Source organism: Xenorhabdus sp. KK7.4 (genome assembly GCF_963876465.1).
Lineage (GTDB): Bacteria > Pseudomonadota > Gammaproteobacteria > Enterobacterales > Enterobacteriaceae > Xenorhabdus > Xenorhabdus stockiae.
The window spans coordinates 37,084-59,606 of the sequence record NZ_CAWNQF010000078.1 but is presented as its reverse complement, the minus strand read 5'-3'; the positions used below and the strand labels follow the sequence as shown (position 1 = coordinate 59,606).

The 22,523-nt window shown below is 46.4% G+C and carries 26 protein-coding genes; 18 read left to right on the top strand and 8 right to left on the bottom strand.

Annotated elements, in window-relative coordinates:
* Positions 1 to 7: 7 nt before the first annotated feature.
* From AACS90_RS13090 to flgB, 7 genes are all read right to left on the bottom strand, one after another.
* On the bottom strand, positions 8 to 787 hold the full coding sequence (locus AACS90_RS13090) for a flagellar basal body L-ring protein FlgH (RefSeq protein ID WP_099120509.1): 780 nt from the start codon (positions 785 to 787) through the stop codon (positions 8 to 10).
* Positions 788 to 869: 82 nt separating this feature from the next.
* Complete coding sequence (gene flgG / locus AACS90_RS13085; RefSeq protein WP_099120508.1) at positions 870 to 1,652, bottom strand: flagellar basal-body rod protein FlgG; 783 nt, start codon at positions 1,650 to 1,652, stop codon at positions 870 to 872.
* A gap of 22 nt (positions 1,653 to 1,674) precedes the next feature.
* Positions 1,675 to 2,430, bottom strand: coding sequence for a flagellar basal body rod protein FlgF (locus tag AACS90_RS13080; protein WP_099120507.1), 756 nt, complete (start codon positions 2,428 to 2,430; stop codon positions 1,675 to 1,677).
* Positions 2,431 to 2,466: 36 nt separating this feature from the next.
* A complete protein-coding gene (gene flgE / locus AACS90_RS13075) occupies positions 2,467 to 3,687 on the bottom strand; it encodes a flagellar hook protein FlgE (protein ID WP_099120506.1) in 1,221 nt (406 codons plus the stop codon).
* A 15-nt stretch (positions 3,688 to 3,702) separates the two neighbouring features.
* A complete protein-coding gene (flgD, locus tag AACS90_RS13070) occupies positions 3,703 to 4,395 on the bottom strand; it encodes a flagellar hook assembly protein FlgD (protein ID WP_099120505.1) in 693 nt (230 codons plus the stop codon).
* Positions 4,396 to 4,408: 13 nt separating this feature from the next.
* Positions 4,409 to 4,813 carry a flagellar basal body rod protein FlgC gene (gene flgC / locus AACS90_RS13065; RefSeq protein ID WP_099120504.1) on the bottom strand — a complete coding sequence of 135 codons (405 nt, stop codon included), beginning with the start codon at positions 4,811 to 4,813 and terminating at the stop codon, positions 4,409 to 4,411.
* Between the two features lie 5 nt (positions 4,814 to 4,818).
* Positions 4,819 to 5,235 (bottom strand): flagellar basal body rod protein FlgB, encoded by a 417-nt coding sequence (flgB, locus tag AACS90_RS13060; protein ID WP_099109740.1) that lies wholly within the window; start codon positions 5,233 to 5,235, stop codon positions 4,819 to 4,821.
* Between the two features lie 316 nt (positions 5,236 to 5,551).
* Between flgB and flgA the strand changes: the two genes are divergently transcribed.
* The 5 genes from flgA (at position 5,552) to AACS90_RS13035 (ending at position 10,108) form a co-directional block, all read left to right on the top strand.
* Entirely contained in the window at positions 5,552 to 6,223 is a 672-nt protein-coding gene (gene flgA / locus AACS90_RS13055; protein WP_099120503.1) for a flagellar basal body P-ring formation chaperone FlgA, read from the top strand.
* 122 nt (positions 6,224 to 6,345) lie between these two features.
* On the top strand, positions 6,346 to 6,630 hold the full coding sequence (gene flgM / locus AACS90_RS13050; protein ID WP_099109738.1) for a flagellar biosynthesis anti-sigma factor FlgM: 285 nt from the start codon (positions 6,346 to 6,348) through the stop codon (positions 6,628 to 6,630).
* Between the two features lie 262 nt (positions 6,631 to 6,892).
* Positions 6,893 to 7,333: a flagella synthesis protein FlgN gene (locus AACS90_RS13045; RefSeq protein WP_099120502.1), complete on the top strand. Its 441-nt coding sequence runs from the start codon at positions 6,893 to 6,895 to the stop codon at positions 7,331 to 7,333.
* Positions 7,334 to 8,043: 710 nt separating this feature from the next.
* A complete protein-coding gene (locus tag AACS90_RS13040; RefSeq protein WP_099120501.1) occupies positions 8,044 to 9,051 on the top strand; it encodes a hypothetical protein in 1,008 nt (335 codons plus the stop codon).
* Positions 9,052 to 9,076: 25 nt separating this feature from the next.
* On the top strand, positions 9,077 to 10,108 hold the full coding sequence (locus AACS90_RS13035) for a matrixin family metalloprotease (protein ID WP_099120500.1): 1,032 nt from the start codon (positions 9,077 to 9,079) through the stop codon (positions 10,106 to 10,108).
* 436 nt (positions 10,109 to 10,544) lie between these two features.
* Here the strand turns inward: AACS90_RS13035 and fliE are convergent, their stop codons facing one another.
* Complete coding sequence (fliE, locus tag AACS90_RS13030) at positions 10,545 to 10,856, bottom strand: flagellar hook-basal body complex protein FliE (protein WP_099120499.1); 312 nt, start codon at positions 10,854 to 10,856, stop codon at positions 10,545 to 10,547.
* 404 nt (positions 10,857 to 11,260) lie between these two features.
* On the opposite strand from fliE, the gene fliF reads away from it, so the two are divergent.
* The 13 genes from fliF (at position 11,261) to fliR (ending at position 22,386) form a co-directional block, all read left to right on the top strand.
* The gene (gene fliF, locus AACS90_RS13025; protein WP_099120498.1) at positions 11,261 to 12,952 is read left to right on the top strand and encodes a flagellar basal-body MS-ring/collar protein FliF; all 1,692 of its coding nucleotides are present in this window, start codon (positions 11,261 to 11,263) and stop codon (positions 12,950 to 12,952) included.
* Positions 12,949 to 13,941 (top strand): flagellar motor switch protein FliG, encoded by a 993-nt coding sequence (gene fliG / locus AACS90_RS13020; protein WP_099109733.1) that lies wholly within the window; start codon positions 12,949 to 12,951, stop codon positions 13,939 to 13,941. Before fliF ends, fliG begins: the two co-directional genes overlap by 4 nt.
* Positions 13,934 to 14,638, top strand: a complete 705-nt coding sequence (gene fliH, locus AACS90_RS13015; protein WP_099120497.1) for a flagellar assembly protein FliH — start codon at positions 13,934 to 13,936, stop codon at positions 14,636 to 14,638. The genes fliG and fliH overlap by 8 nt, the downstream gene beginning before the upstream one ends.
* Positions 14,638 to 16,002, top strand: coding sequence for a flagellar protein export ATPase FliI (gene fliI / locus AACS90_RS13010; RefSeq protein WP_099109731.1), 1,365 nt, complete (start codon positions 14,638 to 14,640; stop codon positions 16,000 to 16,002). Before fliH ends, fliI begins: the two co-directional genes overlap by 1 nt.
* A 134-nt stretch (positions 16,003 to 16,136) precedes the next feature.
* On the top strand, positions 16,137 to 16,583 hold the full coding sequence (gene fliJ, locus AACS90_RS13005) for a flagellar export protein FliJ (protein ID WP_086956259.1): 447 nt from the start codon (positions 16,137 to 16,139) through the stop codon (positions 16,581 to 16,583).
* Positions 16,580 to 17,914 carry a flagellar hook-length control protein FliK gene (locus tag AACS90_RS13000; RefSeq protein WP_099120496.1) on the top strand — a complete coding sequence of 445 codons (1,335 nt, stop codon included), beginning with the start codon at positions 16,580 to 16,582 and terminating at the stop codon, positions 17,912 to 17,914. The genes fliJ and AACS90_RS13000 overlap by 4 nt, the downstream gene beginning before the upstream one ends.
* 217 nt (positions 17,915 to 18,131) lie before the next feature.
* Entirely contained in the window at positions 18,132 to 18,608 is a 477-nt protein-coding gene (gene fliL / locus AACS90_RS12995) for a flagellar basal body-associated protein FliL (RefSeq protein ID WP_099120495.1), read from the top strand.
* A 5-nt stretch (positions 18,609 to 18,613) separates the two neighbouring features.
* Positions 18,614 to 19,624, top strand: coding sequence for a flagellar motor switch protein FliM (fliM, locus tag AACS90_RS12990; protein WP_099120494.1), 1,011 nt, complete (start codon positions 18,614 to 18,616; stop codon positions 19,622 to 19,624).
* Positions 19,617 to 20,024, top strand: coding sequence for a flagellar motor switch protein FliN (gene fliN, locus AACS90_RS12985; protein WP_099120493.1), 408 nt, complete (start codon positions 19,617 to 19,619; stop codon positions 20,022 to 20,024). The genes fliM and fliN overlap by 8 nt, the downstream gene beginning before the upstream one ends.
* Positions 20,025 to 20,026: 2 nt before the next feature.
* Positions 20,027 to 20,491: a flagellar biosynthetic protein FliO gene (gene fliO / locus AACS90_RS12980; protein WP_099120492.1), complete on the top strand. Its 465-nt coding sequence runs from the start codon at positions 20,027 to 20,029 to the stop codon at positions 20,489 to 20,491.
* An 82-nt stretch (positions 20,492 to 20,573) separates the two neighbouring features.
* Positions 20,574 to 21,290, top strand: coding sequence for a flagellar type III secretion system pore protein FliP (gene fliP / locus AACS90_RS12975; RefSeq protein ID WP_099120618.1), 717 nt, complete (start codon positions 20,574 to 20,576; stop codon positions 21,288 to 21,290).
* Between the two features lie 41 nt (positions 21,291 to 21,331).
* On the top strand, positions 21,332 to 21,601 hold the full coding sequence (gene fliQ / locus AACS90_RS12970; protein WP_099120491.1) for a flagellar biosynthesis protein FliQ: 270 nt from the start codon (positions 21,332 to 21,334) through the stop codon (positions 21,599 to 21,601).
* A gap of 2 nt (positions 21,602 to 21,603) precedes the next feature.
* Complete coding sequence (gene fliR / locus AACS90_RS12965; RefSeq protein WP_099120490.1) at positions 21,604 to 22,386, top strand: flagellar biosynthetic protein FliR; 783 nt, start codon at positions 21,604 to 21,606, stop codon at positions 22,384 to 22,386.
* Positions 22,387 to 22,523 lie beyond the last annotated feature (137 nt).

Genomic DNA, 22,523 nt, shown 5'->3' with positions numbered 1-22,523 from the left:
TCCTCTTTTAAAACGGTGAGATATTCATAAAGAAACGTTGTAACCAGCCCATATGCTGCGCTTCATTAATATAACCATCGCCAACATACTCAATGCGGGCATCCGCAACCTGATTGGAGCTGACTGTATTGCTGCCGCTGATGGTGCGCGGATTGACAACGCCGGAGAAGCGGATAAATTCCGTTCCCTGATTGATGGCAATTTGTTTTTCGCCGATAACATGCAGGTTACCGTTTGCCAGCAGGTGATCCACGGTCACAGTAATGGTGCCCCGGAAGGTATTGTTGGCATTCGCCCCACCTTTTCCACCAAACTCACTGTTACCTTCCATCTCAATATCGGTCTTACCTCCACCGATCAATCCCTCTAAGAAACGAGGCGTCACGGCAGCAAGGAAACCTGTTTTACCGCTGCGGCTGGCATTGGCGGAAGAGTTTTTGCTCGCACTGACATTTTCTTGCAGGATAATAGTTAGCGTATCACCGATATTGCGTGGACGACGGTCTTCAAACAATGGCTGATAACCGTAGTAAACTGGCTGGACGGTCTGAAAAATAGAACCATTCGGCGCTGGCGCAGGTGCTTCGGTAGGTTTGGCCGTTGTCACTCCTTTCACCAGTGGTTTGTGCGGCATGTAAGCACATCCCCCTAATGTCAGTACCGACAATGCGAGTACCGCCGCAGTTCTGCTGATACGCCGCTTATTTCCCCGGTTTTTCCGTAAACCGGCACAGCTATCAGCCACAGGATTTTCAGTATGGCTTTCAGCAACGGGCATTGTATCCATCTTCGATGCTCTTATGTTTATCGCAGTAATCATGAAGGGTTTATACCCTCTGGGTATAAATCCCTACTGATTAATGATTAGATTATAACTGGGTAAGTTTTTGCAGCATCTGATCAGATGTTGATACTGCCTTACTGTTAATTTCGTAGGCTCGCTGAACCTGAATCATATTGACCAGCTCTTCCGCCACGTTGACGTTAGAGGTTTCAACATAACCCTGATACAGCAATCCGGCACCATTGATGCCCGGCGCATTTTCGACCGGAACACCGGAACTGTTGGTTTCCAGATACAGGTTCTCACCAATGCTTTCCAGACCACTTTCGTTAATGAAAGTCGTCAGTGTCAGTTGCCCGACCTGCTGTGGTGCGTTCTGCCCCTGTACGTTAACGCTGACAATACCATCACGGGCAATGCTGATTTTGGTGGCATTGTCCGGAATAATGATGGCAGGCATGACCTGAAAGCCGCCCGCTGTCACCAGCTGACCATTCTGATCCACCTGAAATGAGCCATCACGGGTATAACCAGTTGTGCCATCAGGCATCTGGATCTGGAAGAACCCCTGCCCTTTGACTGCCACGTCCTTGCTGTTGTTGGTCTGAGCCAGATTACCCTGACTGTGCAGGCGTTCAGTCGCTACCGGACGAACCCCAGTACCAATCTGTAAACCGGATGGCAGGTTAGTCTGTTCAGACGACATCGCACCGGGCTGACGTTCCGTTTGATAAAGTAAATCTTCAAACACCGCGCGCTGACGTTTAAAACCATTCGTGCTGACGTTTGCCAGGTTGTTGGCAATAACGTCCATATTTGTTTGCTGAGCATCCAGCCCAGTCTTGGCAACCCATAAAGAACGGATCATGAATTTATCCTCTGTTTCCGGCTCAGCTCATTGCAAGAATTTGATTAGCTCGCTGAGCATTTTCATCGGAACTGTGTATTACTTTCATCTGCATCTCAAAACGACGCGCGTTGGCGATCATATTCACCATGCTTTCCACTGGATTCACATTGCTGCCTTCCAGTACACCCGGCATGATTTTTACTTCGGTGCTCGCTGCCAGTTCGTCGCCCTGCTGTTCCCGCGCCTGGGGCGTTAAATGGAATAATCCATCATCACCGCGCACAACCTGTCCCGCTTCCGGTTTGACAATTTTCAGTTTGCCAATCTGCCCCAGCAAAGTCGGAGGATCACTGGCAATCAGGGCAGAGATAGCACCATCTCCGGCAAGAGTCAGTTCAGCCTGTGGCGGAACATCAATCGGCCCGTTCTCACCCATCAACATGCGTCCCTGTACCGTCAGTTGCCCTTCCGGTGAAATCTGGATGTTACCGTTACGGGTATAGGCTTCTGTCCCGTCTTCAAGCTGAACAGCCAGATAACCGCCTTGTCCGACAGCAACGTCCAGCGGGCGGGAGGTATAATTCATCGGCCCCTGACGGCTATCCATTCCGGGAGTAGAAGCAACAACCAAAGTACGGGTCGGCAGGGTTTCACCTTCAATGGGTACAGCACGCAGCGCAGCAAGCTGGGCTTTAAAGCCCGGCGTCGATGCGTTAGCCAGATTGTTGGTAGTGACAGCCTGATGTTCCAGTGTCTGGCGCGCGGCTCCCATAGCGGTGTATATAACGTGATCCATAAAGCGATCTCCAAAAAAGCTATCCGCCTGAGATTATTAACGCATGCTGACCAGAGTTTGCAGGATTTGATCCTGAGTCTTGATGGTCTGGGCGTTGGACTGATAGTTACGTTGAGCGACGATCATATTGACCAGTTCCTGACTCATATCGACGTTTGAGGCTTCCAGCGCGCCGCTGATCAGCTTACCGAAGTTACCAGAGCCTGCCGTACCCACAACCGGACTACCGGATGCGCCGGTTTCGACCCAAACGTTATCACCTTGTGATGCCAGACCTTCCGGGTTAGAGAAGTTAGCCAGAACAACCTGTCCCAGAACCTGAGTCTGCTGGTTAGAATAGATACCGTAAATTTTGCCATCAGCATCTACACGGTAATTAGTGAAGTGACCCGCTTCATAGCCGTCTTGTTGCAGGTTGGAAACAGAATCCTGCTGAATGCTCTGCTGTTTGCTGCCGTTAAAATCGATAGTGATCGCCGCAGGATTGGAGCCATTCAGTGCTGGCATATTAAATGGAAATGCGTTGTCATTGCCTTTAATACGTCCATTATTGTCGAATTCTACATTACCCAGTTTCTGGGCCGCAGAACCTGCTACAGAAGTATCCTGTGCATGAATTTCCCATTTGTTATCTTCGGTCTTGACGAAGAAAACATTCACGTTATGTTCATTACCCAGACTATCGTATACGGACATACCCGTGCTGTAGTTAAAACTGTCTTTTTTGGCAGGATCAAACGGATTAGCAGTTGCGTCGATAGCTTTATTCATCGAATTCAGGTTAGTTGTCATCGTAACCTTTGTAGTCGCTTTGGCATCCAGCATATCTGTTGCGATAGCGATTGGTCCCGGTGCTGCACCACGTTGAATTTCAGGCCCGTTTGGTCCCTGTACTGCCGGATAACCCGTTAGTTTCATACCCTGCATATTGATCAGGGTACGGTCTGAGTCCATTTTGAACTGACCGTTACGGGAATAAAAAATGTTACCGTTTTCATCCAGCATGCGGAAAAAACCGCCCTGCGTGATGGCCATATCTAATTGACGGTTAGTAGTAGTGGTTGAACCATCTTTAAAGTTCTGAACCATGCCAGAAACTTTAACGCCCAAACCTACATCAGAACCGCTGAATACATCGGCGAACGCCGCTGAACTCGATTTAAAACCGAATGTTGCTGAGTTCGCAATATTGTTACCGATTACGTCCAGGTTACTTGCTGCGGCATTTAAGCCACTGACTGCCTGTGAAAAAGCCATATGTCCTCCGTTTTGTTAAAGAATCTGACGAACTTTATCCATGGTTACCGTACCCGCCAGCCCTAAATCTAATTTAGTGCCGTCCTCACCCCGCATGACGCCATTTACCACGGCATATGTCAGCGGAAGTGCCACTAACGCTTGATCACGATAGCTTGCAGAAACAGTGAAACTATAAGCACCATTTACCACTTCCTTGCCATCAGCGTTTTGACCGTTCCATGCAAAGCTATGAACACCCGCCTCAAATTTACCGATGTCCAATTCCCGCACTACCGCACCATCTTTGTCTCTGATGGTTATTTTTACGTTATCAGCAGGTCGGGTCAGCTCAAGGCCTATTGGCGATGTGCTAATCCCTTTCTCTTCACTGGAACCAACTAAAATTTTATTCCCCGGAACCATAACGCCCCGACCAATCAACTGGGTCGTCTGCATGGCCTGATTGCCTTCCATCTGGCTGACAACAGCGCCCAGCGATTTATTGAGTTTTTCAATCCCTTCTACCGTACTGATCTGCGCAAGCTGCGTAGTCAGTTCATTGTTTTGCATGGGATTGGTTGGATCCTGATTCTTAAGTTGCGCAACCAGCAGATTCAGAAAGTTATCTTTAATATCATTGCTGTCTTGCTTTTTTTTGGGGCTACTGGCTAATTCACCAATCGTTGAATTATCCAGAGAATCATTGATTGAAGCAGTAACTGCCATAATGGAATTCCTGTTACTGACCCAGAGTCAGGGTTTTCAGCATGATGGACTTGGTGGTATTGAGTACTTCAATATTGGCCTGATAGCTGCGGGAAGCCGAGATGGTATTAACCATTTCTCCGACGACATCCACATTTGGCATACGTACGTAGCCTTTTTCATCCCCCAGTGGGTTGCCCGGCTGGTATTCAAGACGGAAAGGGGTTGGATCATCCACCACTTCGCTGACACGCACGCCGCCAACCTCTTGCCCTGCGGGAGCAGCGACACGGAAGACAACCTGCTTGGCGCGATAAGGCTCGCCATCCGGCCCGACGATACTATCGGCATTCGCCATATTGCTGGCACTGACATTCAGTCGCTGGGACTGAGCAGAAAGCGCGGAGCCGGCAATATCAAAAATACTGAGTAGAGACATTCCCATTATCCTTGTGACTGTAGAACTGACATCATGCTTTTGATCTGAGCATTAGTCATCGTAAGTTCAGCCTGATATTTCAGACTGTTATCTGCAAAATTGCTGCGTTCCATATCCATGTCAACGGTATTTCCATCCATAGCCGTCTGATGAGGAACCCGATACAACAGATCCATCTCCAGACGTTGCTGGGGCTGAATGGGAATATGTCGATTGGAAGTCAGAGTCAGCCCAATTCCATTCCCAGTTACCCGCCCGTGATCCATCACTTTTTTTAACTGAGCGGCAAAATCGATATCGCGTGCCTGATAGCCGGGGGTATCCGCATTGGCAATGTTTGCAGACAGAATTTCCTGCCGCTGGTTGCGGAGTACCAGAGCTTCCTGTCGAAAATGAAAGGCGGCGTCTAATTTATCGAGCATATTCCTCCCTCGCCTGTTTTTTAAGCCAGATTTATGGCCTTTCTTGTAGGGCTAATTCCGTAGAACCAAGCCCTGTAACGCATTAAGAGCGATAACAGCATAAACGCAGAAGAAAAAGCCGATTCGAAGAATAGACACAAATTGATTTGCTATTTATCCCATTAACTAATAATCAAGCGCGTTACACTATTAATTAGTCAGATAGAGTTAATGAAATGAAGAACGGCAACAGGTACTGATTATTTTTTGCAATCATGGTCTACCCTATTAGGGTTGGGTATTAGGTCTGTCAGGTAAGGAAAATGAAGGTGATAAAATGTCTGTATTAAAATTTATCGGATCCGTTACCTTTTTCCTTAATTTGTTTTTAGGCTGCTCTCTGGCATGGGGGAGTGATTTACCTCGCTCAATAAATGATTATTTCAGGCAAATTCACCACGGTACGAACTACAAAGTTTCCGTTGAAATCAAAACACCGGAACAACAATGGCCGACGTGCGAATCGCCTGACATACATCCCCCTATGGGCAATAAAAACTGGGGCAATATTTCACTGCCTGTTAATTGTGGTCAACAGCGTCGTTTTATACAGATTTACGTTAGTGTTACCGGCCCATATCTGGTTTCAAACCGGGCTATTCAGCGCAACTCAGTACTGACAGAAAAAGATTTTCAGAGCAAAACAGGTCAGTTGGACAAACTGCCGAATAACATCATTCATAACAAAAAGGCGGTAAAAAATGGAATTGCCATCCGCAATATCCCCGCCGGACAACTCATCACAAGCAATATGATCCGGCGTCCGTGGGTGATTAAAGCCGGACAAAATGTCATCGTCATCGTAGATGGGCAAAATTTCCGGGTACGTTATGAAGGAAAAGCGATTAACAATGCTGCCAGTTTTGATAATATCCGTATCCGTTTGGTTTCCGGGCAGGTTATTACCGGTGAAGCTCAGGAAAATGGCAGTGTAAAAATGATGTTATAAGTGTCTAAAGTTTTATTGCTTTCAGCCGATATAACCATCAGACCATGATTTACAGGCATGCCAGCGGTATATCGCCTGCTACCTAAGACAAATAAATAATGCCTGAATAAAGGATTACGATTATGAGTATTGAACGCACTCAACCTCTACTGGCTATTGCGGCTTTACAGCAGCGCAATTCCAATGAAGGTGTCCATAGCACTCGCAGGACCGTGGCTGTTGCAGAAAAAAGCGCCGATACGCAGGTTAAACTGAGCGAGGCACAGAAAAAACTGGTTCAGCCAAGTAGTCAAGACATTAATATCCAGAAAGTACAACAGCTGAAAGAAGCGATAGCGAAAGGAACTCTGACCATGGATAGCGGCAAAATTGCTGATGCCCTGATCAGAGAAGCTCTTGAAAACTGATAATACCTCTCGTCTTTCAAGCTGTTTCTTTGTTGGCTGCATTCGCTCACCCCGGTTAGCATTTTTATAAATATACGGTTGCCTATGCTCCCGGGGGAAACGAGAGGCTCAGTCTCTCATCGGAGGCCAGCCTCTGGCTGAGCAAATTCGTTCCCGACGAATTTGTCGCTCCCTTGCTGCCACAATGCAACTTGAAATCCATTAGGTATACTTTCAGTGGTTGTTTAAAACAGATAAACCAGCAAAATCATAAAGGCCATAAATGGAAGAACTTCAACTGTTGCTTGAGCAGCAAAGCGCACATTTAAATTCGCTTTCGATAACGATGGCAGAAGAACAACGTATCCTGAGTGAAGGCTTTATTGAAGCGAATCATTTACATCGTGTGACAGAACAGAAAACATTTTTACTCTCAGCGCTTGATCATTCTGAGCGAAAGCGTCAGCAATTAAATGAAACGCTAAAAGTAAGTGCCCCCTATGCCGATCATGAAATACTGATAGTATTGTGGGATCAAATCAGCCAGACGGTTGAACGTATCCGTGATTTAAATGCCCATAACGGATTTCTGCTGGAACAGCATATTGATCAGAATAGTCAGGCAATTGCTTTTCTCAAGAGTCATCACAGCCCCTCTTTTTATGGTGCTGATGGTCAGGCTCGCCGTAATTCTGCACTATCAGGTCACAAAATCAGCGTTTGATTTTTAAAGACTTTTAATCAATGTGTTATATACAGACCTCTTAGTGTGTCAATGGTGATAAGGGGTCTGTTTTTGCTTATTAGCATTCCTTCTTGCGGATTATCCCCACGTTAACTTTATTCTCCTGTCCCATTTTTTATCGTTATAAATATAGAACAACCTGTACCCCATAGATGATTACACATTTTCTAGTTTAAATTAAAAATCAAATAACTGGAAAAATGAAAGAGTATAATCACTTATTATCATTATTGTTGTGACAAAGAAAACACTGAGATTTTTCTATAAAAAACAACAAAAACACCAATCAGGTACTATACTAAAAAGTAGACATTGAATTTCTTAAAAGTGCTGTTTTATTCATTTAACTTTAACAAATCATTTCACTTTAAAAAATTAATGCATTCATTAAATATTCTTATGTAAGATCTCTTTTAATATTATAAATAGAAATTAAGACAAGAATTTAAAATCCAAATTAATTGGACCTTAATAATAAAAAAGATAAAAACAAAAACATTAGACCAAATAAAAAGTAGTAGATGACCGAATTATAATGCATTAATTAAAATAACATATCTACCACACTATATACCTTTTCAGAATAGTGAGAGTACCAGCATGCGGTGTTCCTTACCCCGCGTGTCACGCGGGGTAAGGAGTACTCCTACCATTTTGACAAGCTATTTAGAAAAACAAGAGAATATAATATGAAATATATTTTACTAATTTTATCTCTATCAGCATTTTATGCTTATCCTTATGATCCCTCTGCCTACTCAAACCCTAATAGGCACGTCTGTTCTATAGCTTTAAACAATCAAATCTATAACCCATCTGATTTTTTTAATAATAATTTAAGATATAGAATAGCTGAAAATATAGGATCAGTTACAGTCTCTATTCATAATGATGATGGAACAACAAGAAATATTACTATCGAGGTTGCTCCATTAGTAAGAGATGCGGCAGATATGTGGAATCAACGCCTTATAGCAAGGAATAGCCCTATTCGTCTTACAGAAATACCTCAGGGCTCATCGAGTGATACTGATTTTCAAATCACCAGAGCAAATGATGCGCAACAGACAAGTTTGGGTTCGGATTTAGCTGAAACAACTTTAGTTTTACCTCCTGAAGTCCAAGAGCATATAACAAATCAAGTTTTTAATAGACCTGGAATAGTCCTAACTAATACATTCAATTACCCAAGAGAAACTTTCAACACCATTAGAAAAACGTTAAATGAACATTATTCAGAACCCCACGTTGCAAAAATATTGGTTTACCATACCATAGCTCATGAGTTTGGACATGCTTTAGGTCTGACGCATCCCGGGTTGCTTGAATTGAGAGGGCCGAATGAAAAAGAAAATCAAATACAATTAGATAGATCAAATCCCGGACACTTTTTTGCTATAGCGATTACAGCAGAAGTTGAACAGGGACAAGCAAATGCCAGAGTACCATTAATGACAAGTAACGATACCTATTTTCTCCGATTACGTAACCAATTAGGCAGGCAATTAGAATATAACGATCTCCGCCCATCAGAATTAGAGCTAAACGCTATAGCGACAGAAAATGCATGCGGTGATTCACCTTCACCTCAGTCTAAAAGAAATGTTACGGCCTCAGAAATTTGTAAAGAAAAACCCCGTATATTTTACCCTATAGCGCAGGCACTGATACCTATTCTACAAACACAGATACTCTAGACCAGAAAAAATAATGGAGCCTAAAATGAAATATCTTTTATTAGTCTTATTACTAACCACACATAGTGTTTTTGCAGATAGTGATTTTGATCCAACTGCCAGAAATAATTCAAACAGGCACACTTATTCTTTTGTTGTTAATAATCAAATTTATAGCCCTGCTCGGTTTTTTAATAATAATTTAAGGTATAGAATAGATGAGCACATAGGGCAAGTAACGGTTAATGTTGGAGCAAGAGCCTTTACGGTTGATACTGCGCCATTAGTACGCAATGCAGCAAACCGATGGAATCGACGTTTAGAGTCAATTCACAGCCCGATTCGCCTTACTGAAATTCCTCAGGGTACACCACATGAAGTTGATTTCTGGATTACCAGAGCAAATGATGCACAAGAGAATTATCTGGTTCCAGAACCCCCCTCAACCGATCCGTCACGACCTCTTGTCAATCACGCTCTAGCTGTAACAACCCTCGTTTTACCTGATGAAATGCTCAAGCATTATTCAATGAGATATTTCGAGAATCCGGGAATAGTTATAGCAAATACATTTTATCTAAGTGAAGAATCCTACTCTCAATTACGAAATGACTTAAGTCTTAGACTTACACATGAGGAGATTGCAAATATAATGGTTTATTCAACCATTATGCATGAATTCGGCCATGCTCTAGGCCTGACTCATCCACGGACAAATGCAGGCTATGAACGTTACGGATCTTCAATAAATACAGATAGGGGAGATATTCTGGCCGTCGCCATTACCGCACAACTTCCCCGAGGAGTACCTGATGCCAGAGTGCCTGTAATGACGAGAGCAAGTTTAAGCTATTTTTCCTCTTTACGTACTCAGCTGAACCGGAGAGTAAGGCAGACTGATATTACCCCATCAGAATTAGAGCTGTCCGCTATTAATATGGAAAATGCGTGTAGTGGCTTGTCTTCATCTCAACCTAAAAAACACATTGTACTCTCAGAAAGTTGCAAAGAAAAACCTCGTATATTTTATCCTATAGCACAGGCACTGATACCCATTTATCAAACACAGTTATTTTAATTAAATTTTTCATATTTAAGATAATCAAAATAAAATGAAATATTTTTTTATTTAACCGGTTTTTACCTTGGGCAATATAACACAAAATTGAAATAGATCATCCGGATGTAAAAATACTAAAATATATATGCTAGTTAGATACTATCTACTGATATCTGTCCTTCATTAATTACGACACAAATAAGTAATGGATGAACGAAAATAGCGATGACCAAATTAAGCTAATAAACGAAAAAATCACTATTGCCCCATATGTGCCCCAAGCACTTAACTTAAAACAGCAAATTTTTACAAATCAGTTGATTATACATAATGGATTTCAAGATACGTCGCGGCGGCAAGGGAGTTCACCCCCGGGAGCATAGGTAACTATGCGACTGGGGTGAACGAACGCAACCAACAAAGAAGCAACGTGAAAGACAAAGTGTATCTATCGTTAAACCTGCATATTCATTACTTCGTGGTACGCACTGACCAGCTTGTTTCTGACCTGAATACCCATTTGCAGTGAAATAGTGGCTTTCTGCATATTGACCATCACGTCATTCAGTTCCACGCCCGGTGTGCCCAGTGTGAAATCCTGTGCCTGTTTCGCTGCTTCTACGCGGGACAGATTTATTTTTTCTACCGCGGCGGTGAGCTGGCTGGCAAAGCCGCCTTTTACCGGCATAGGCTTAGCAATACTTGCTGCCTGTAATGCCTGCGTCTGCATCTGTTGCAGTACACCTTCAATTGCCTGAATTGACATAAAAACCTCGTGTTAAATCACCCTATTGATTACGTGATTAAATGCCATATTAGCCGTGGGCTGGTTGGCAGTTTTTTCAGGCTGCCACCGTAACATAGCCCTTTCAAACTAAAGCGGGTAATTAACGTAAAAATTCGAAGCTTATTGTGCCATTAAAAGATGTGTGAACAGCGAATAATGACGGGATTAATTATATCTATTGTATTTAAGTTGCATCACGGCGGCAAATTAAGCAATTCCCGGTGACACGATAACGATGTCACTGAGGCGGATGCAGTCAGCAAAGAGGCAATTTGTAATAAAATGAAAGGTATAGAGATAGTTTTTTCGCTTGCGTATGGGGAGTCTGTTTTGTTACGCCACGCTTTTAGTATTCATGTTGACCAGCAAGGCAAGGATCGTCTATGAGTGCAGCAACAACCGACGCTGAGAATCCACAGAAGGGTTTCAGCGCTATCATCAACAGGATAAAAGCTGATCCAAAAGTTCCATTATTAGTTGCTGGCTCTGCTGCCATCGCTATTATCGTCGCCCTTTTTCTCTGGTTGCGCAGCCCTGATTATCGGGTGCTTTACAGCAATCTGAGTGATAAGGATGGCGGCGAGATCGTTACACAATTAACTCAAATGAATGTCCCTTACCGGTTTGCCGAAAACGGCGCCGCCATCATGATACCTACTGATAAGGTGCATGAAATCAGGCTGAAACTGGCACAACAGGGCTTACCAAAAGGTGGCGCTGCGGGTTTTGAGTTGTTGGATAAAGAAAAGTTCGGCATCAGCCAGTTCAGTGAACAGGTTAATTACCAGCGTGCGCTGGAAGGTGAGTTGGCACGCACTATCGAGTCTCTCGGCCCGGTGCAAAGTGCCCGCGTTCATCTGGCATTACCAAAACCTTCCCTGTTTGTCCGTGAGCAAAAATCACCTTCTGCTTCAGTAACAGTAGGATTATTGCAGGGTCGTGCTCTGGATGAAGGGCAAATCAATGCCATTGTCCATATGGTTTCAAGCAGTGTGGCCGGATTGCCGCCAAGCAATGTCACTATTGTGGATCAGGCCGGACGTCTGCTGACTCAATCCGATGCCAATGGGCGGGATTTGAATACCACCCAGTTGAAGTACATACAGGAAGTCGAAAATCGTTTCCAGCATCGTATTGAAACCATTCTGGCACCTGTTGTCGGTCGTGGTAATGTTCATGCTCAGGTCACCGCGCAAGTCGATTTTTCCCGCCGTGAAGAAACTGCGGAAGAATATAAGCCTAACCAGCCACCGAATCAGGCAGCCGTCCGTTCTAAACAGACCAGTGCCAGCGAACAAAGTGGCGGGCCGTTGGTAGGTGGTGTTCCGGGAGCGCTGTCGAATCAGCCAAGTGCCGCACCGAGTGCGCCAATTGAGAAACCGAAAGGTAATGGTGACGACAAATCTGCTCAGGGGCGCAATGGCAATAACAGCTATGAGCGCATGATCAGTAATAACCGCAATAATCGTCATGATGAAACCATCAACTATGAAGTGGATCGCACTATCCGCCATACCCAGTTACAGGCTGGTGGCGTGGAGCGTCTCTCTGTTGCGGTTGTGGTCAACTATGCCACTGTTCAGGGTGAGAATGGCCCGGAAACTCAGGCACTGACACCAGAGCAGTTATCCCAGATTGAGTCACTGACCCGTGAGGCAATGGGCTTTTCTGCCGACCGTGGTGACAGCCTGAACGTTGTCAACACGCCGTTCAATAATACAGCCGAAGTGATAGAAACGCTGCCGTTCTGGCAACACCCTGTCCTGCTGGAGAAATTATTGGAGCTGGGCCGTTGGTTACTGTTAGCACTGGCTGCATGGCTGCTGTGGCGCAAGATGGTCGTGCCGCAAATTGCCAGAAAACGTGCTGCGGAAAAAGCCGCACTGGAAGCGCAGAAGAAACAGAATAAGCCTGCGACTGAATCCAATGCTGAAATGGATGAAAAAGTGCGCCGTCAGTTGGCTCGCCAGCGTGTCAATGCTGAGATTCAAAGCCAGCGTATCCGTGAACTTGCGGAAAAAGATCCTCGCGTAGTTGCGCTGGTGATCCGCCAATGGATGAGTAACGAACAATGAGTCTGACCGGAACAGAAAAAAGCGCCATCATGTTAATGACTCTGGGAGAAGATCAGGCGGCTGAGGTGTTCAAGCACCTGAACTCCCGGGAAGTACAACAATTAAGTATTGCAATGGCGGGGATGAAACAAGTCTCCAACCAGCAACTGGCTGAAGTCATGGCCCAGTTTGAGGAAGATGCTGAGCAGTACGCTGCTCTGAGCATCAATGCCAACGACTATCTGCGCAGTGTGCTGGTGAAAGCACTGGGCGAAGAGCGGGCTTCCAGCCTGCTCGAGGATATCCTTGAATCACGCGATACCACAACCGGTATCGAAACACTCAACTTCATGGAGCCGCAGGCAGCGGCTGACATGATCCGCGATGAACATCCGCAGATCATTGCCACGATTCTGGTTCACCTGAACCGTGGTCAGGCCGCAGATATTCTCGCCATGTTTGATGATCGTCTGCGTAATGACGTCATGCTGCGTATTGCCACTTTTGGTGGTGTTCAGCCAGCCGCACTGGCCGAGCTGACCGAAGTTCTGAACAATCTGCTGGATGGGCAGAACCTGAAACGCAGCAAAATGGGTGGTATTCGTACTGCGGCTGAAATTATCAACCTGATGAAGAGCCAGCAGGAAGAGAGCGTTATCGATGCTGTCCGTACCTATGACGGCGAACTGGCACAGAAAATCATCGATGAAATGTTCCTGTTCGAAAACCTTATCGGCGTGGACGACCGCAGTATCCAGCGTCTGTTGCAGGAAGTTACTACCGATTCGCTGTTGGTTGCACTGAAAGGCTGCGATCAGGCACTGCGCGATCACTTCCTCAACAATATGTCGCAGCGTGCTGCTGAAATTATGCGTGATGACTTAGCAACCCGCGGTCCGGTTCGTATGTCTCAGGTGGAAGCTGAACAGAAAGCCATTCTGCTTGTGGTTCGTCGTCTGGCCGAAAACGGGGAAATGATCCTGAATGGTGGTGATGATACCTATGTCTGATAATTCAAATAATGGAAACTGGCAGCGATGGCTGCCGGGTGAATTGACTCCGTGGGAAACATTACAAGCGAAACTGGAATCATCGGATGAGATACAGGAGCTTACCGAACAGGAGCGTTTACAGGAGCAGGCCAGAATACTCGACGAACTGAAAGAACAGGCGCGTCAGGCAGGTCACGAGCAAGGTGTTGCTGAAGGTCATGTTCGTGGATATGAGCAGGGTATTGAAGAAGGCCGGAAAGCCGGATTTGAACAGGGACTCAAGGAAGCCGCGGAACAACAGCAGGTTGTCATTGAGCAGTGGAAAGATCTGTTGAGTGATTTCAGTCATTCACTGGATGGTCTGGATACGGTTGTTGCATCACGCCTGATGCAGCTTTCCCTGACGGCAGCGCATCATATTCTTGGCCAACCGGCTGTGTGTGACGGCACTGCCCTGCTGAACCAAATCCGTGAATTTATTCAGCAGGAACCGATGTTCAGTGGCAAACCTCAATTGCGGGTTCATCCGCAAAATATCCCGCTGGTTGAGCAACAACTGGGCGAGATACTGGCTCTGCATGGCTGGCGTCTGGTTGCAGATAATAAACTGCATCCGGGAGGCTGTAAGGTCAGCGCTGATGAAGGTGATCTGGATGCCAGTCTGGCAACGCGCTGGCATGAAATGTGCCGTCTGGCGGTATCAGGAGAACTGTGATGACTGCAAGACTTGGGCGCTGGCTGGCGACATTAGATTGCATGGAAAAACGTCTGGAAAAAACGCCGAAAGTACGTCGTTACGGACGTCTGACCCGCGCCACGGGTCTGGTACTTGAAGCCACAGGTTTACATCTGCCACTGGGAGCAACCTGCCTGATTGAACGGCAAAATGGCAACACCCTTGAAGAAGTCGAAAGTGAAGTCGTCGGCTTTAATGGTGAAAAATTGCTGTTAATGCCTTTGGAAGAACTTGAAGGCATTGTGCCGGGTGCCCGTGTCTATGCACGTGCTTATGGTGAAGAAGCGGGTGGTGGACGGCGTTTACCTCTGGGGCCGGAATTACTCGGCAGGGTGCTGGATGGTGCAGGTCGCCCTCTCGATGGTTTACCTGCCCCGGATACCGGATATCGCGCCCCCTTGACCACACCACCCATCAACCCCCTGCAACGTACTCCCATCAGCGATGTACTGGATGTGGGTGTACGTGCCATTAATGCTCTGCTGACCGTCGGGCGCGGACAGCGAATGGGGTTATTTGCCGGTTCTGGTGTCGGTAAAAGTGTGCTCCTTGGCATGATGGCCCGTTATACGCAGGCAGACGTTATTGTGGTCGGCCTGATTGGTGAACGTGGCCGGGAAGTTAAAGATTTCATTGAAAATATTTTAGGTGAAGAAGGACGAGCCCGTTCTGTAGTTGTTGCTGCACCTGCTGACGTTTCGCCATTACTGCGAATGCAGGGAGCTTCCTATGCAACCCGTATAGCAGAAGATTTCCGTGATCGCGGGAAGCATGTGTTGCTGATTATGGATTCTCTTACCCGTTACAGCATGGCGCAGCGTGAGATTGCGCTGGCAATTGGTGAGCCACCGGCAACCAAAGGTTATCCCCCTTCTGTGTTCGCTAAATTACCGGCGTTGGTAGAACGGGCGGGGAATGGTGTCAGTGATGGCGGTTCAATAACCGCATTTTATACCGTCCTGACCGAAGGTGATGACCAGCAAGACCCGATTGCTGATTCAGCCCGGGCTATTCTGGACGGTCATATTGTCCTGTCCCGTGCTCTGGCTGAATCCGGGCATTATCCGGCTATCGATATTGAAGCATCAATCAGCCGGGCCATGACCTCCCTGATTGATAATACCCATTATCGACGGGTGCAACATTTTAAACAGCTGCTTTCCAGCTACCAGCGCAACCGGGATCTGATTAATGTCGGTGCTTACGCTGCCGGTAGTGATCCTTTGCTGGACAGGGCAATTGAGTTGTATCCACATATGGCTCAGTTCCTGCATCAAAGTATTGAGGAACGCAGTGAATACGATGCAGCATGTGCCCAACTGCAACAGTTATTACCAAGTTAAGACCGCAACTTAACTATACCCGATGGATTTCGGGTTGCATCTCGGCGGCAAGGGAATGACAAATTCGTCAGAAACGAATTTGCCCAGCCAAAGGCAGCCTGAAAGACGAAGGGTATAAAACGCTGAGGATAGACATGCAACAACACTCCCCTCTTGTGACTTTGCGCGAACTTGCTCAGGACGCAGCGGAAAAAGCTGCGACTCAACTGGCACAGATACGACAAAGCCATCAGCAAATGGAGCAACAACTCACGGCGTTAATGAGTTATCAGGATGAATATCGTACACGTTTGAACGACACACTAAGCAGCGGCATGTCCAGCTCGACCTGGCAGAATTACCAGCAGTTTATGAAAACACTGGAAATGGCAATCGAGCAACACCGATTACAGCTCAACCAATGGAAAAAACGGCTTGAGCAGGCTATGTCGCAATGGCAGGAAAAACAGCAGCGTCTGAACGCGTTTGATACGCTGCAACAACGGGCAGAACATAGTTTGAAGTTACACCAGAATCGCATGGAGCAAAAACAAATGGATGAGTACGCACAACGTGGTGCACAACGGAGAATGAAACAATGAATCTCACTCTTTTGCCTACTGATTTAACACTTGAAAAAAGTGTGGGAAAAAATCAGCAAGCACTGAACTCCTCTCAGGGCAGTAACACCCCTAAAGAGCAGGCGACTGAATTCGGCCAGTTTCTCAGTGCAGAACAAAAAACCTCTGTTCAGACCGCTAAAAATCGCACAGATGGCAGCAATAGCGAATCTGGAGAGAAACATTCCACTGATAACCGGGATGAAGAAAAGTTATCTTCTTCACTGGCTGTTTCTGGTCAGATCGCCAGACTGGATCAATCTTCGGCTTCAGGCGCTTTTGCATCCGACAATGATGCAGAATTCACCTTATCCGAAGAGGATGATCTTCTGTCTGCTGAAATGTTAATCAACGCGATGCCTATTCAGCTGGCGGGATTAATCAACCATCGTCCGACCGGCGAGGGTTCAGAAAGCTCAGATGATTTACTGCGCACTGAAAACAGCCTTGAAGATACATTATCCGACAGAAAACTATCCGGTAAAAAGACTAAAGCCGATATGGCGCTGACGGCGACAGATCCGGCTGAAGAAAATGATTTAGATAGTGATATCCGTTCTTTTACTCCACAGCATACAGCCTCAGCCACAAACCGTGCAGCTCTGGCAACAGCTACCGGAAAAGTAAAAGCCACCGCTAACGGCACTGAGCAAAATTCAGAGTCATCTGTTAGCGGAAAAGGAGATATCGGGAAGGCGTTCCTATCAACACAAGGAACATCAGCACTGGCTTCAGCTTCTGCGGAAACGCCCTCTTCAGGTGCACCACACAATCTGTTCAGTGCTCCCCTGCTCGCGACAGGCCACCAGACTAACGGGCAGTTCCAGCTGAATAGTGCTCCTGCACCTTTACTGAGCGCTCACCTCGGCAGTGAAGAGTGGCAGCAGCAACTCAATCAGCAGGTACTATTTTTTAACCGGAACGGGCTGCAACAGGCAGAATTACGCTTACATCCACAGGAGCTGGGTGCCCTGCATATCCGTATGAATGTTGAAGATAATCAGGCACAGCTGCATTTTGTTTCTGCACATCAACATGTTCGTGCTGCTTTGGAAGCCGCTCTGCCTAACCTTCGCCATTCACTGGCAGAAAACGGCATTCAGCTGGCTGAAAGCAGTGTGGGTAGTGATACATCAGGAAACTGGCAACAGGAACAGGCCGCCGACCCTCAACAGCATGCCAATACCGGTAGCCATACTGAAAACCATAGAGCACTGGCAGTAACACAGGCACCGACAACTCATGAATCCACAATCCGGCTAACCCCTCAGCAGCTGGCTTCAAGCCGGGGAGGCGTTGATATTTTCGCCTGATTATCTACCTGATTTCATCATTTGCTATCAGAACACTGCAAAAAAATGAAACAGAGCCGATAACAAACGAGTGAGTTAATGGTTTTTTCCGCGCTTTTTCCTGCCATTGCCGGAACAAAGACGCGGGATAATTGATGTTGAATTTGTTGGATAAGGAACTCCGCCACGGAATGCGCGGTGCCTTACTCCACTACAGAAAACAGGAATTTGTCTGTCCATGTCTGATTATAGCTACGAGCGTAAGCGCACAAAAACAATTTGGATGATACTGCTAATACTGATTGCCGTATTTAGTACCGCCATCGGAGGATATAGCTGGTGGACAATGAAGCAATCCGGCAATAACAGTACAGAAAAAGCCAAAATCATAAGTACTCCGGTATTCATGACACTGGAACCTTTTACCGTCAATCTGATAGACAACGAAGATCATTTTGATCGCGTTTTGTATGTCGGCGTGACGCTGCGTCTGTCTGATGAAATAACTCGTCAGCGCTTCCATGATTACCTTCCTGAAGTTCGTAGCCGTATGCTGCTGTTACTATCCCGCCAGAGATCAACTGATCTGGCAAAAGATGACGGCAAAGTACGTTTAGTGGAAGACATTAAACAGACACTGAGCCCAACACTGATCCCCGGTGAACCTGATCAAGAGATCACCGATGTGTTGTTTACTACGTTTATTCTGCGATAATCACGATGAGTGACAATATTCTTTCACAGGCAGAGATCGATGCTCTGCTCAATGGTGACAATGCTGCTGCGGATGACGTAGAACAAACTACGTCGTCAGTGGAAAGTGAGGTTCGTCCTTACGATCCGCATACACAGCGCCGTGTTGTACGCGAGCGTTTGCAGTCACTGGAAATCATCAATGAACGCTTTGCCCGCCAATTCAGGATGGGGCTGTTTAACATGCTGCGCCGCAGTCCGGATATTACGGTCGGTGCCATTAAAATTCAGCCTTATCATGACTTTGCCCGCAATCTGGCCGTGCCGACCAACCTCAATCTGGTTCACCTGAAACCGCTGAGAGGAACCGCACTGTTCGCTTTTGACCCCAGTCTGGTTTATATCGCCGTTGATAACCTGTTTGGTGGTGACGGGCGCTTCCCGACTAAAGTGGAAGGCCGTGAATTCACCTATACCGAACAGCGGATCATCAATCGGATGCTGAAACTGGCACTGGATGCCTATCGTGACGCATGGGATTCCATCTTTAAGATTGACGTGGAATATGTGCGCTCTGAGATGCAGGTGAAATTCACGAATATCACGACTTCCCCTAACGATATCGTGGTCACCACGCCATTTACGGTGGAAATTGGTGACCTGTACGGGGAATTCAACATCTGTATTCCGTTTGCCATGATTGAACCCCTGCGTGAACTGCTAACAAATCCTCCGGTGGAAAATGTACGGCAGGAAGACGGGCAGTGGCGTGACATTCTGGTGAAACAGGTTCAGAACTCAGAACTGGAACTGGTGGCAAATTTTGCTGATATTCCCCTGCGGTTGTCAAAAATTCTCCAGCTAAAGCGCGGCGATGTTTTGCCGATTGAAAAGCCTGAACGTCTGATCGTTCACGTTGATGGTGTGCCGGTGCTCACCAGCCAATATGGAACACTCAACGGGCAGTATGCCCTGCGCGTTGAACACCTGATTAACCCTGTTTTAAATGCTCTGGATGAGGAAAAGCCCAATGAGTGATGCTAAACAACCCGCAGATACCAGCTTGACTGAAGAATCGTGGGCAGAGGCGCTGGAACAACAGGCTGCACAGCTTGCCTCTGACAGCGGCTCGTCAATTTTTGAAAGCCTTGAACCGCAGGATGCGCTTTCCCAGCTTTCTGATATTGACCTGATTATGGATATTCCCGTTAAGCTCTCTGTTGAACTGGGACGCACCAAAATGACTATCAAACAACTGCTGAAACTTTCTCAGGGTTCTGTTGTTTCGCTTGATGGTCTGGCTGGTGAGCCACTGGATATCCTGATCAACGGCTATTTGATTGCACAAGGAGAAGTGGTCGTCGTATCCGATAAATACGGTATCCGTATTACGGATATCATCACACCTTCTGAGCGCATGCGTCGCCTGAGTCGTTAACCATGATGGCGAACCAGCCTTCTCTTCATACTTCTTTCCAAAGTGGTGCGGCATCAGATGCCGCACCGATTGGTACAGCAGTAACACATGCCCCTCCCCTTTCTGCCGGTCAGACACTGATGCAGGTCAGTAGTGCTCTGGGCGGGATCCTGTTACTGATATTTTTCATAACTTGGTTGATCCGTCGTCTGGGACTCGCTCCTGCCAAAAATAAAAATCACCGGTTACTCAATGTAAAAGCAAGTTGTTCACTTGGGGCAAAAGAGCGGATTGTCGTGGTTGAAATCGAGGACAGCTGGCTGGTACTGGGTGTCACCCCTCAACAGATCACTATGTTACATCAGTTACCTGTACCACCTGATGACACGGAAAAGGAAACCGTGCTCAAGACACTTCCTTTCGGTCAGTTATTAAAAAATAAGCTTCAGCGAAAAAACAGGAACGACAGGGACGGCGATGAACAATAGAGTTTTCCTTATGATAGGCAATCAAATAAAAAGCCGGAAATTCGCCGCACATATTTCTCCGGCGCGTCTGGCAGCTGTGTTTATGGCGCTATTACTGCCACTGTTTCCCATGAATGCAGCAGCAGAGTTACCGGGCATCATCAGTCAGCCGCTGGCAAATGGCGGTCAAAGCTGGTCATTGCCGGTTCAGACCCTGATTTTCATTACTGCACTGGGATTTATTCCCGCTGCACTGCTGATGATGACCAGTTTTACCCGCATCATCATTGTACTGGGCCTACTGCGTAATGCACTGGGAACACCTTCTGCCCCACCGAATCAGGTAATGCTGGGCTTAGCGCTGTTTATGACTTTTTTCATTATGGCCCCGGTATTCGATAAGGTTTATCAGGATGCCTATCTGCCTTTCAGTGAAGACAAAATCACGCTGGAAACGGCACTGGAGAAAGGTTCCCATCCTGTGCGCCAGTTTATGCTGCGTCAGACCCGGGAAAACGATCTGGCACTGTTTGCCCGTTTGGCGAATCAGGAAGCATTTGAAACTGCCGATTCTGTCCCGATGCGGATTCTGGTTCCGGCTTTCATTACCAGTGAACTGAAAACAGCGTTTCAGATTGGTTTTACGCTTTTCATTCCTTTCCTGATCATCGATTTGGTTGTTGCCAGTGTTTTGATGGCTCTGGGGATGATGATGGTTCCTCCCGCCACAATATCGCTGCCATTCAAACTGATGCTATTTGTTCTGGTGGATGGCTGGCAATTATTGCTTGGTTCGTTGGCGCAAAGTTTTTACGTCTAACAGAACTTTTCTTAAAAAGATCGAAAACGGTTTGAAAAATTATGACTCCAGAATCGGTAATGGCACTTGGTGTTGAAGCAATGAAAGTCGCATTGGCGCTGGCCGCGCCATTGCTTTTATCTGCTTTGATATGTGGTTTAGTGATCAGTATGTTGCAGGCAGCGACACAAATAAACGAAATGACGCTGTCGTTTATTCCTAAAATTCTGGCCGTTGTTGTCACAATTATCGTTGCCGGCCCGTGGATGCTCAATCTATTGCTGGATTACATGCGCACACTTTTCAGCAGTATTCCTACGATTATTGGTTAATCATGATCCCGTTTGACAGTGAAACACTTTCCCGCCTCGTCAGTGATTTTTTCTGGCCACTGGCGCGCCTTCTGGCATTGTTCAGCATCGCCCCGATTTTCAGCGAAAAGCAGATGCCGATAAAAGTCCGCATCGGGCTGGCATTAGTGATCACCGCCTTACTGGTTCCCGGTATTCCGTCTCCCCAAATTCCGATCTTTTCCGTTGCCGGAATTTGGGTTCTGATCCAGCAAGTGCTGATTGGCGTTGCTCTGGGGTTAACTATCCAGATTGCCTTTGCTGTGGTGCGTCATGCCGGTGAAGTTCTGGGGCTACAGATGGGGCTATCTTTCGCCACATTTTTTGATCCGACCGGTGGCCCGAATATGCCAATCTTGGCGCGTATTCTGAATATGTTGATGATGCTGTTGTTTCTGGCTTTTGACGGGCATTTATGGATATTATCCATTCTGGCTGATACCTTCTATTCCATCCCTATTCAGACTACCCAGTTAAACCCAAAAAGTTTTCTGTTACTGGCGCAAAGTGCCAGCCTGATATTTATCAATGGCATGATGCTGGCAATGCCACTCATTACTTTATTGTTAGTTCTGAACTTCTCGTTAGGGATGCTGAACCGCATGACGCCTCAACTTTCCGTGTTCGTAGTTGGCTTTCCCCTGACGCTGACAGTTGGCATTTTCACCCTCTCCCTGCTGTTCCCGATGCTGGTGCCATTTACAGAACGATTATTCAGTGAAATGTTTGATCGTCTGGCAGTGATTATTAATTATATGGTGCTGTAAAGAGCACCATTTTTTATTTCCAACGCAGCAATCTGCTTTAGATTTTATTTTGATATGCAGTTTACTGATACTGTATTTTTATTAGCCCGTTTTGATGCATTAGCTCAAGGCTATCAGGTTCTGATGTTAATTTTAGC

Excerpts from the sequence above, each read along its gene's own strand:
- AACS90_RS13090 (WP_099120509.1), bottom strand. The coding sequence starts at position 787 with ATGGATACAATGCCCGTTGCTGAAAGCCATACTGAAAATCCTGTGGCT.
- flgG (WP_099120508.1), bottom strand. The coding sequence starts at position 1,652 with ATGATCCGTTCTTTATGGGTTGCCAAGACTGGGCTGGATGCTCAGCAA.
- AACS90_RS13080 (WP_099120507.1), bottom strand. The coding sequence starts at position 2,430 with ATGGATCACGTTATATACACCGCTATGGGAGCCGCGCGCCAGACACTG.
- flgE (WP_099120506.1), bottom strand. The coding sequence starts at position 3,687 with ATGGCTTTTTCACAGGCAGTCAGTGGCTTAAATGCCGCAGCAAGTAAC.
- flgD (WP_099120505.1), bottom strand. The coding sequence starts at position 4,395 with ATGGCAGTTACTGCTTCAATCAATGATTCTCTGGATAATTCAACGATT.
- flgC (WP_099120504.1), bottom strand. The coding sequence starts at position 4,813 with ATGTCTCTACTCAGTATTTTTGATATTGCCGGCTCCGCGCTTTCTGCT.
- flgB (WP_099109740.1), bottom strand. The coding sequence starts at position 5,235 with ATGCTCGATAAATTAGACGCCGCCTTTCATTTTCGACAGGAAGCTCTG.
- flgA (WP_099120503.1), top strand. The coding sequence starts at position 5,552 with ATGTCTGTATTAAAATTTATCGGATCCGTTACCTTTTTCCTTAATTTG.
- flgM (WP_099109738.1), top strand. The coding sequence starts at position 6,346 with ATGAGTATTGAACGCACTCAACCTCTACTGGCTATTGCGGCTTTACAG.
- AACS90_RS13045 (WP_099120502.1), top strand. The coding sequence starts at position 6,893 with ATGGAAGAACTTCAACTGTTGCTTGAGCAGCAAAGCGCACATTTAAAT.
- AACS90_RS13040 (WP_099120501.1), top strand. The coding sequence starts at position 8,044 with ATGAAATATATTTTACTAATTTTATCTCTATCAGCATTTTATGCTTAT.
- AACS90_RS13035 (WP_099120500.1), top strand. The coding sequence starts at position 9,077 with ATGAAATATCTTTTATTAGTCTTATTACTAACCACACATAGTGTTTTT.
- fliE (WP_099120499.1), bottom strand. The coding sequence starts at position 10,856 with ATGTCAATTCAGGCAATTGAAGGTGTACTGCAACAGATGCAGACGCAG.
- fliF (WP_099120498.1), top strand. The coding sequence starts at position 11,261 with ATGAGTGCAGCAACAACCGACGCTGAGAATCCACAGAAGGGTTTCAGC.
- fliG (WP_099109733.1), top strand. The coding sequence starts at position 12,949 with ATGAGTCTGACCGGAACAGAAAAAAGCGCCATCATGTTAATGACTCTG.
- fliH (WP_099120497.1), top strand. The coding sequence starts at position 13,934 with ATGTCTGATAATTCAAATAATGGAAACTGGCAGCGATGGCTGCCGGGT.
- fliI (WP_099109731.1), top strand. The coding sequence starts at position 14,638 with ATGACTGCAAGACTTGGGCGCTGGCTGGCGACATTAGATTGCATGGAA.
- fliJ (WP_086956259.1), top strand. The coding sequence starts at position 16,137 with ATGCAACAACACTCCCCTCTTGTGACTTTGCGCGAACTTGCTCAGGAC.
- AACS90_RS13000 (WP_099120496.1), top strand. The coding sequence starts at position 16,580 with ATGAATCTCACTCTTTTGCCTACTGATTTAACACTTGAAAAAAGTGTG.
- fliL (WP_099120495.1), top strand. The coding sequence starts at position 18,132 with ATGTCTGATTATAGCTACGAGCGTAAGCGCACAAAAACAATTTGGATG.
- fliM (WP_099120494.1), top strand. The coding sequence starts at position 18,614 with ATGAGTGACAATATTCTTTCACAGGCAGAGATCGATGCTCTGCTCAAT.
- fliN (WP_099120493.1), top strand. The coding sequence starts at position 19,617 with ATGAGTGATGCTAAACAACCCGCAGATACCAGCTTGACTGAAGAATCG.
- fliO (WP_099120492.1), top strand. The coding sequence starts at position 20,027 with ATGATGGCGAACCAGCCTTCTCTTCATACTTCTTTCCAAAGTGGTGCG.
- fliP (WP_099120618.1), top strand. The coding sequence starts at position 20,574 with ATGGCGCTATTACTGCCACTGTTTCCCATGAATGCAGCAGCAGAGTTA.
- fliQ (WP_099120491.1), top strand. The coding sequence starts at position 21,332 with ATGACTCCAGAATCGGTAATGGCACTTGGTGTTGAAGCAATGAAAGTC.
- fliR (WP_099120490.1), top strand. The coding sequence starts at position 21,604 with ATGATCCCGTTTGACAGTGAAACACTTTCCCGCCTCGTCAGTGATTTT.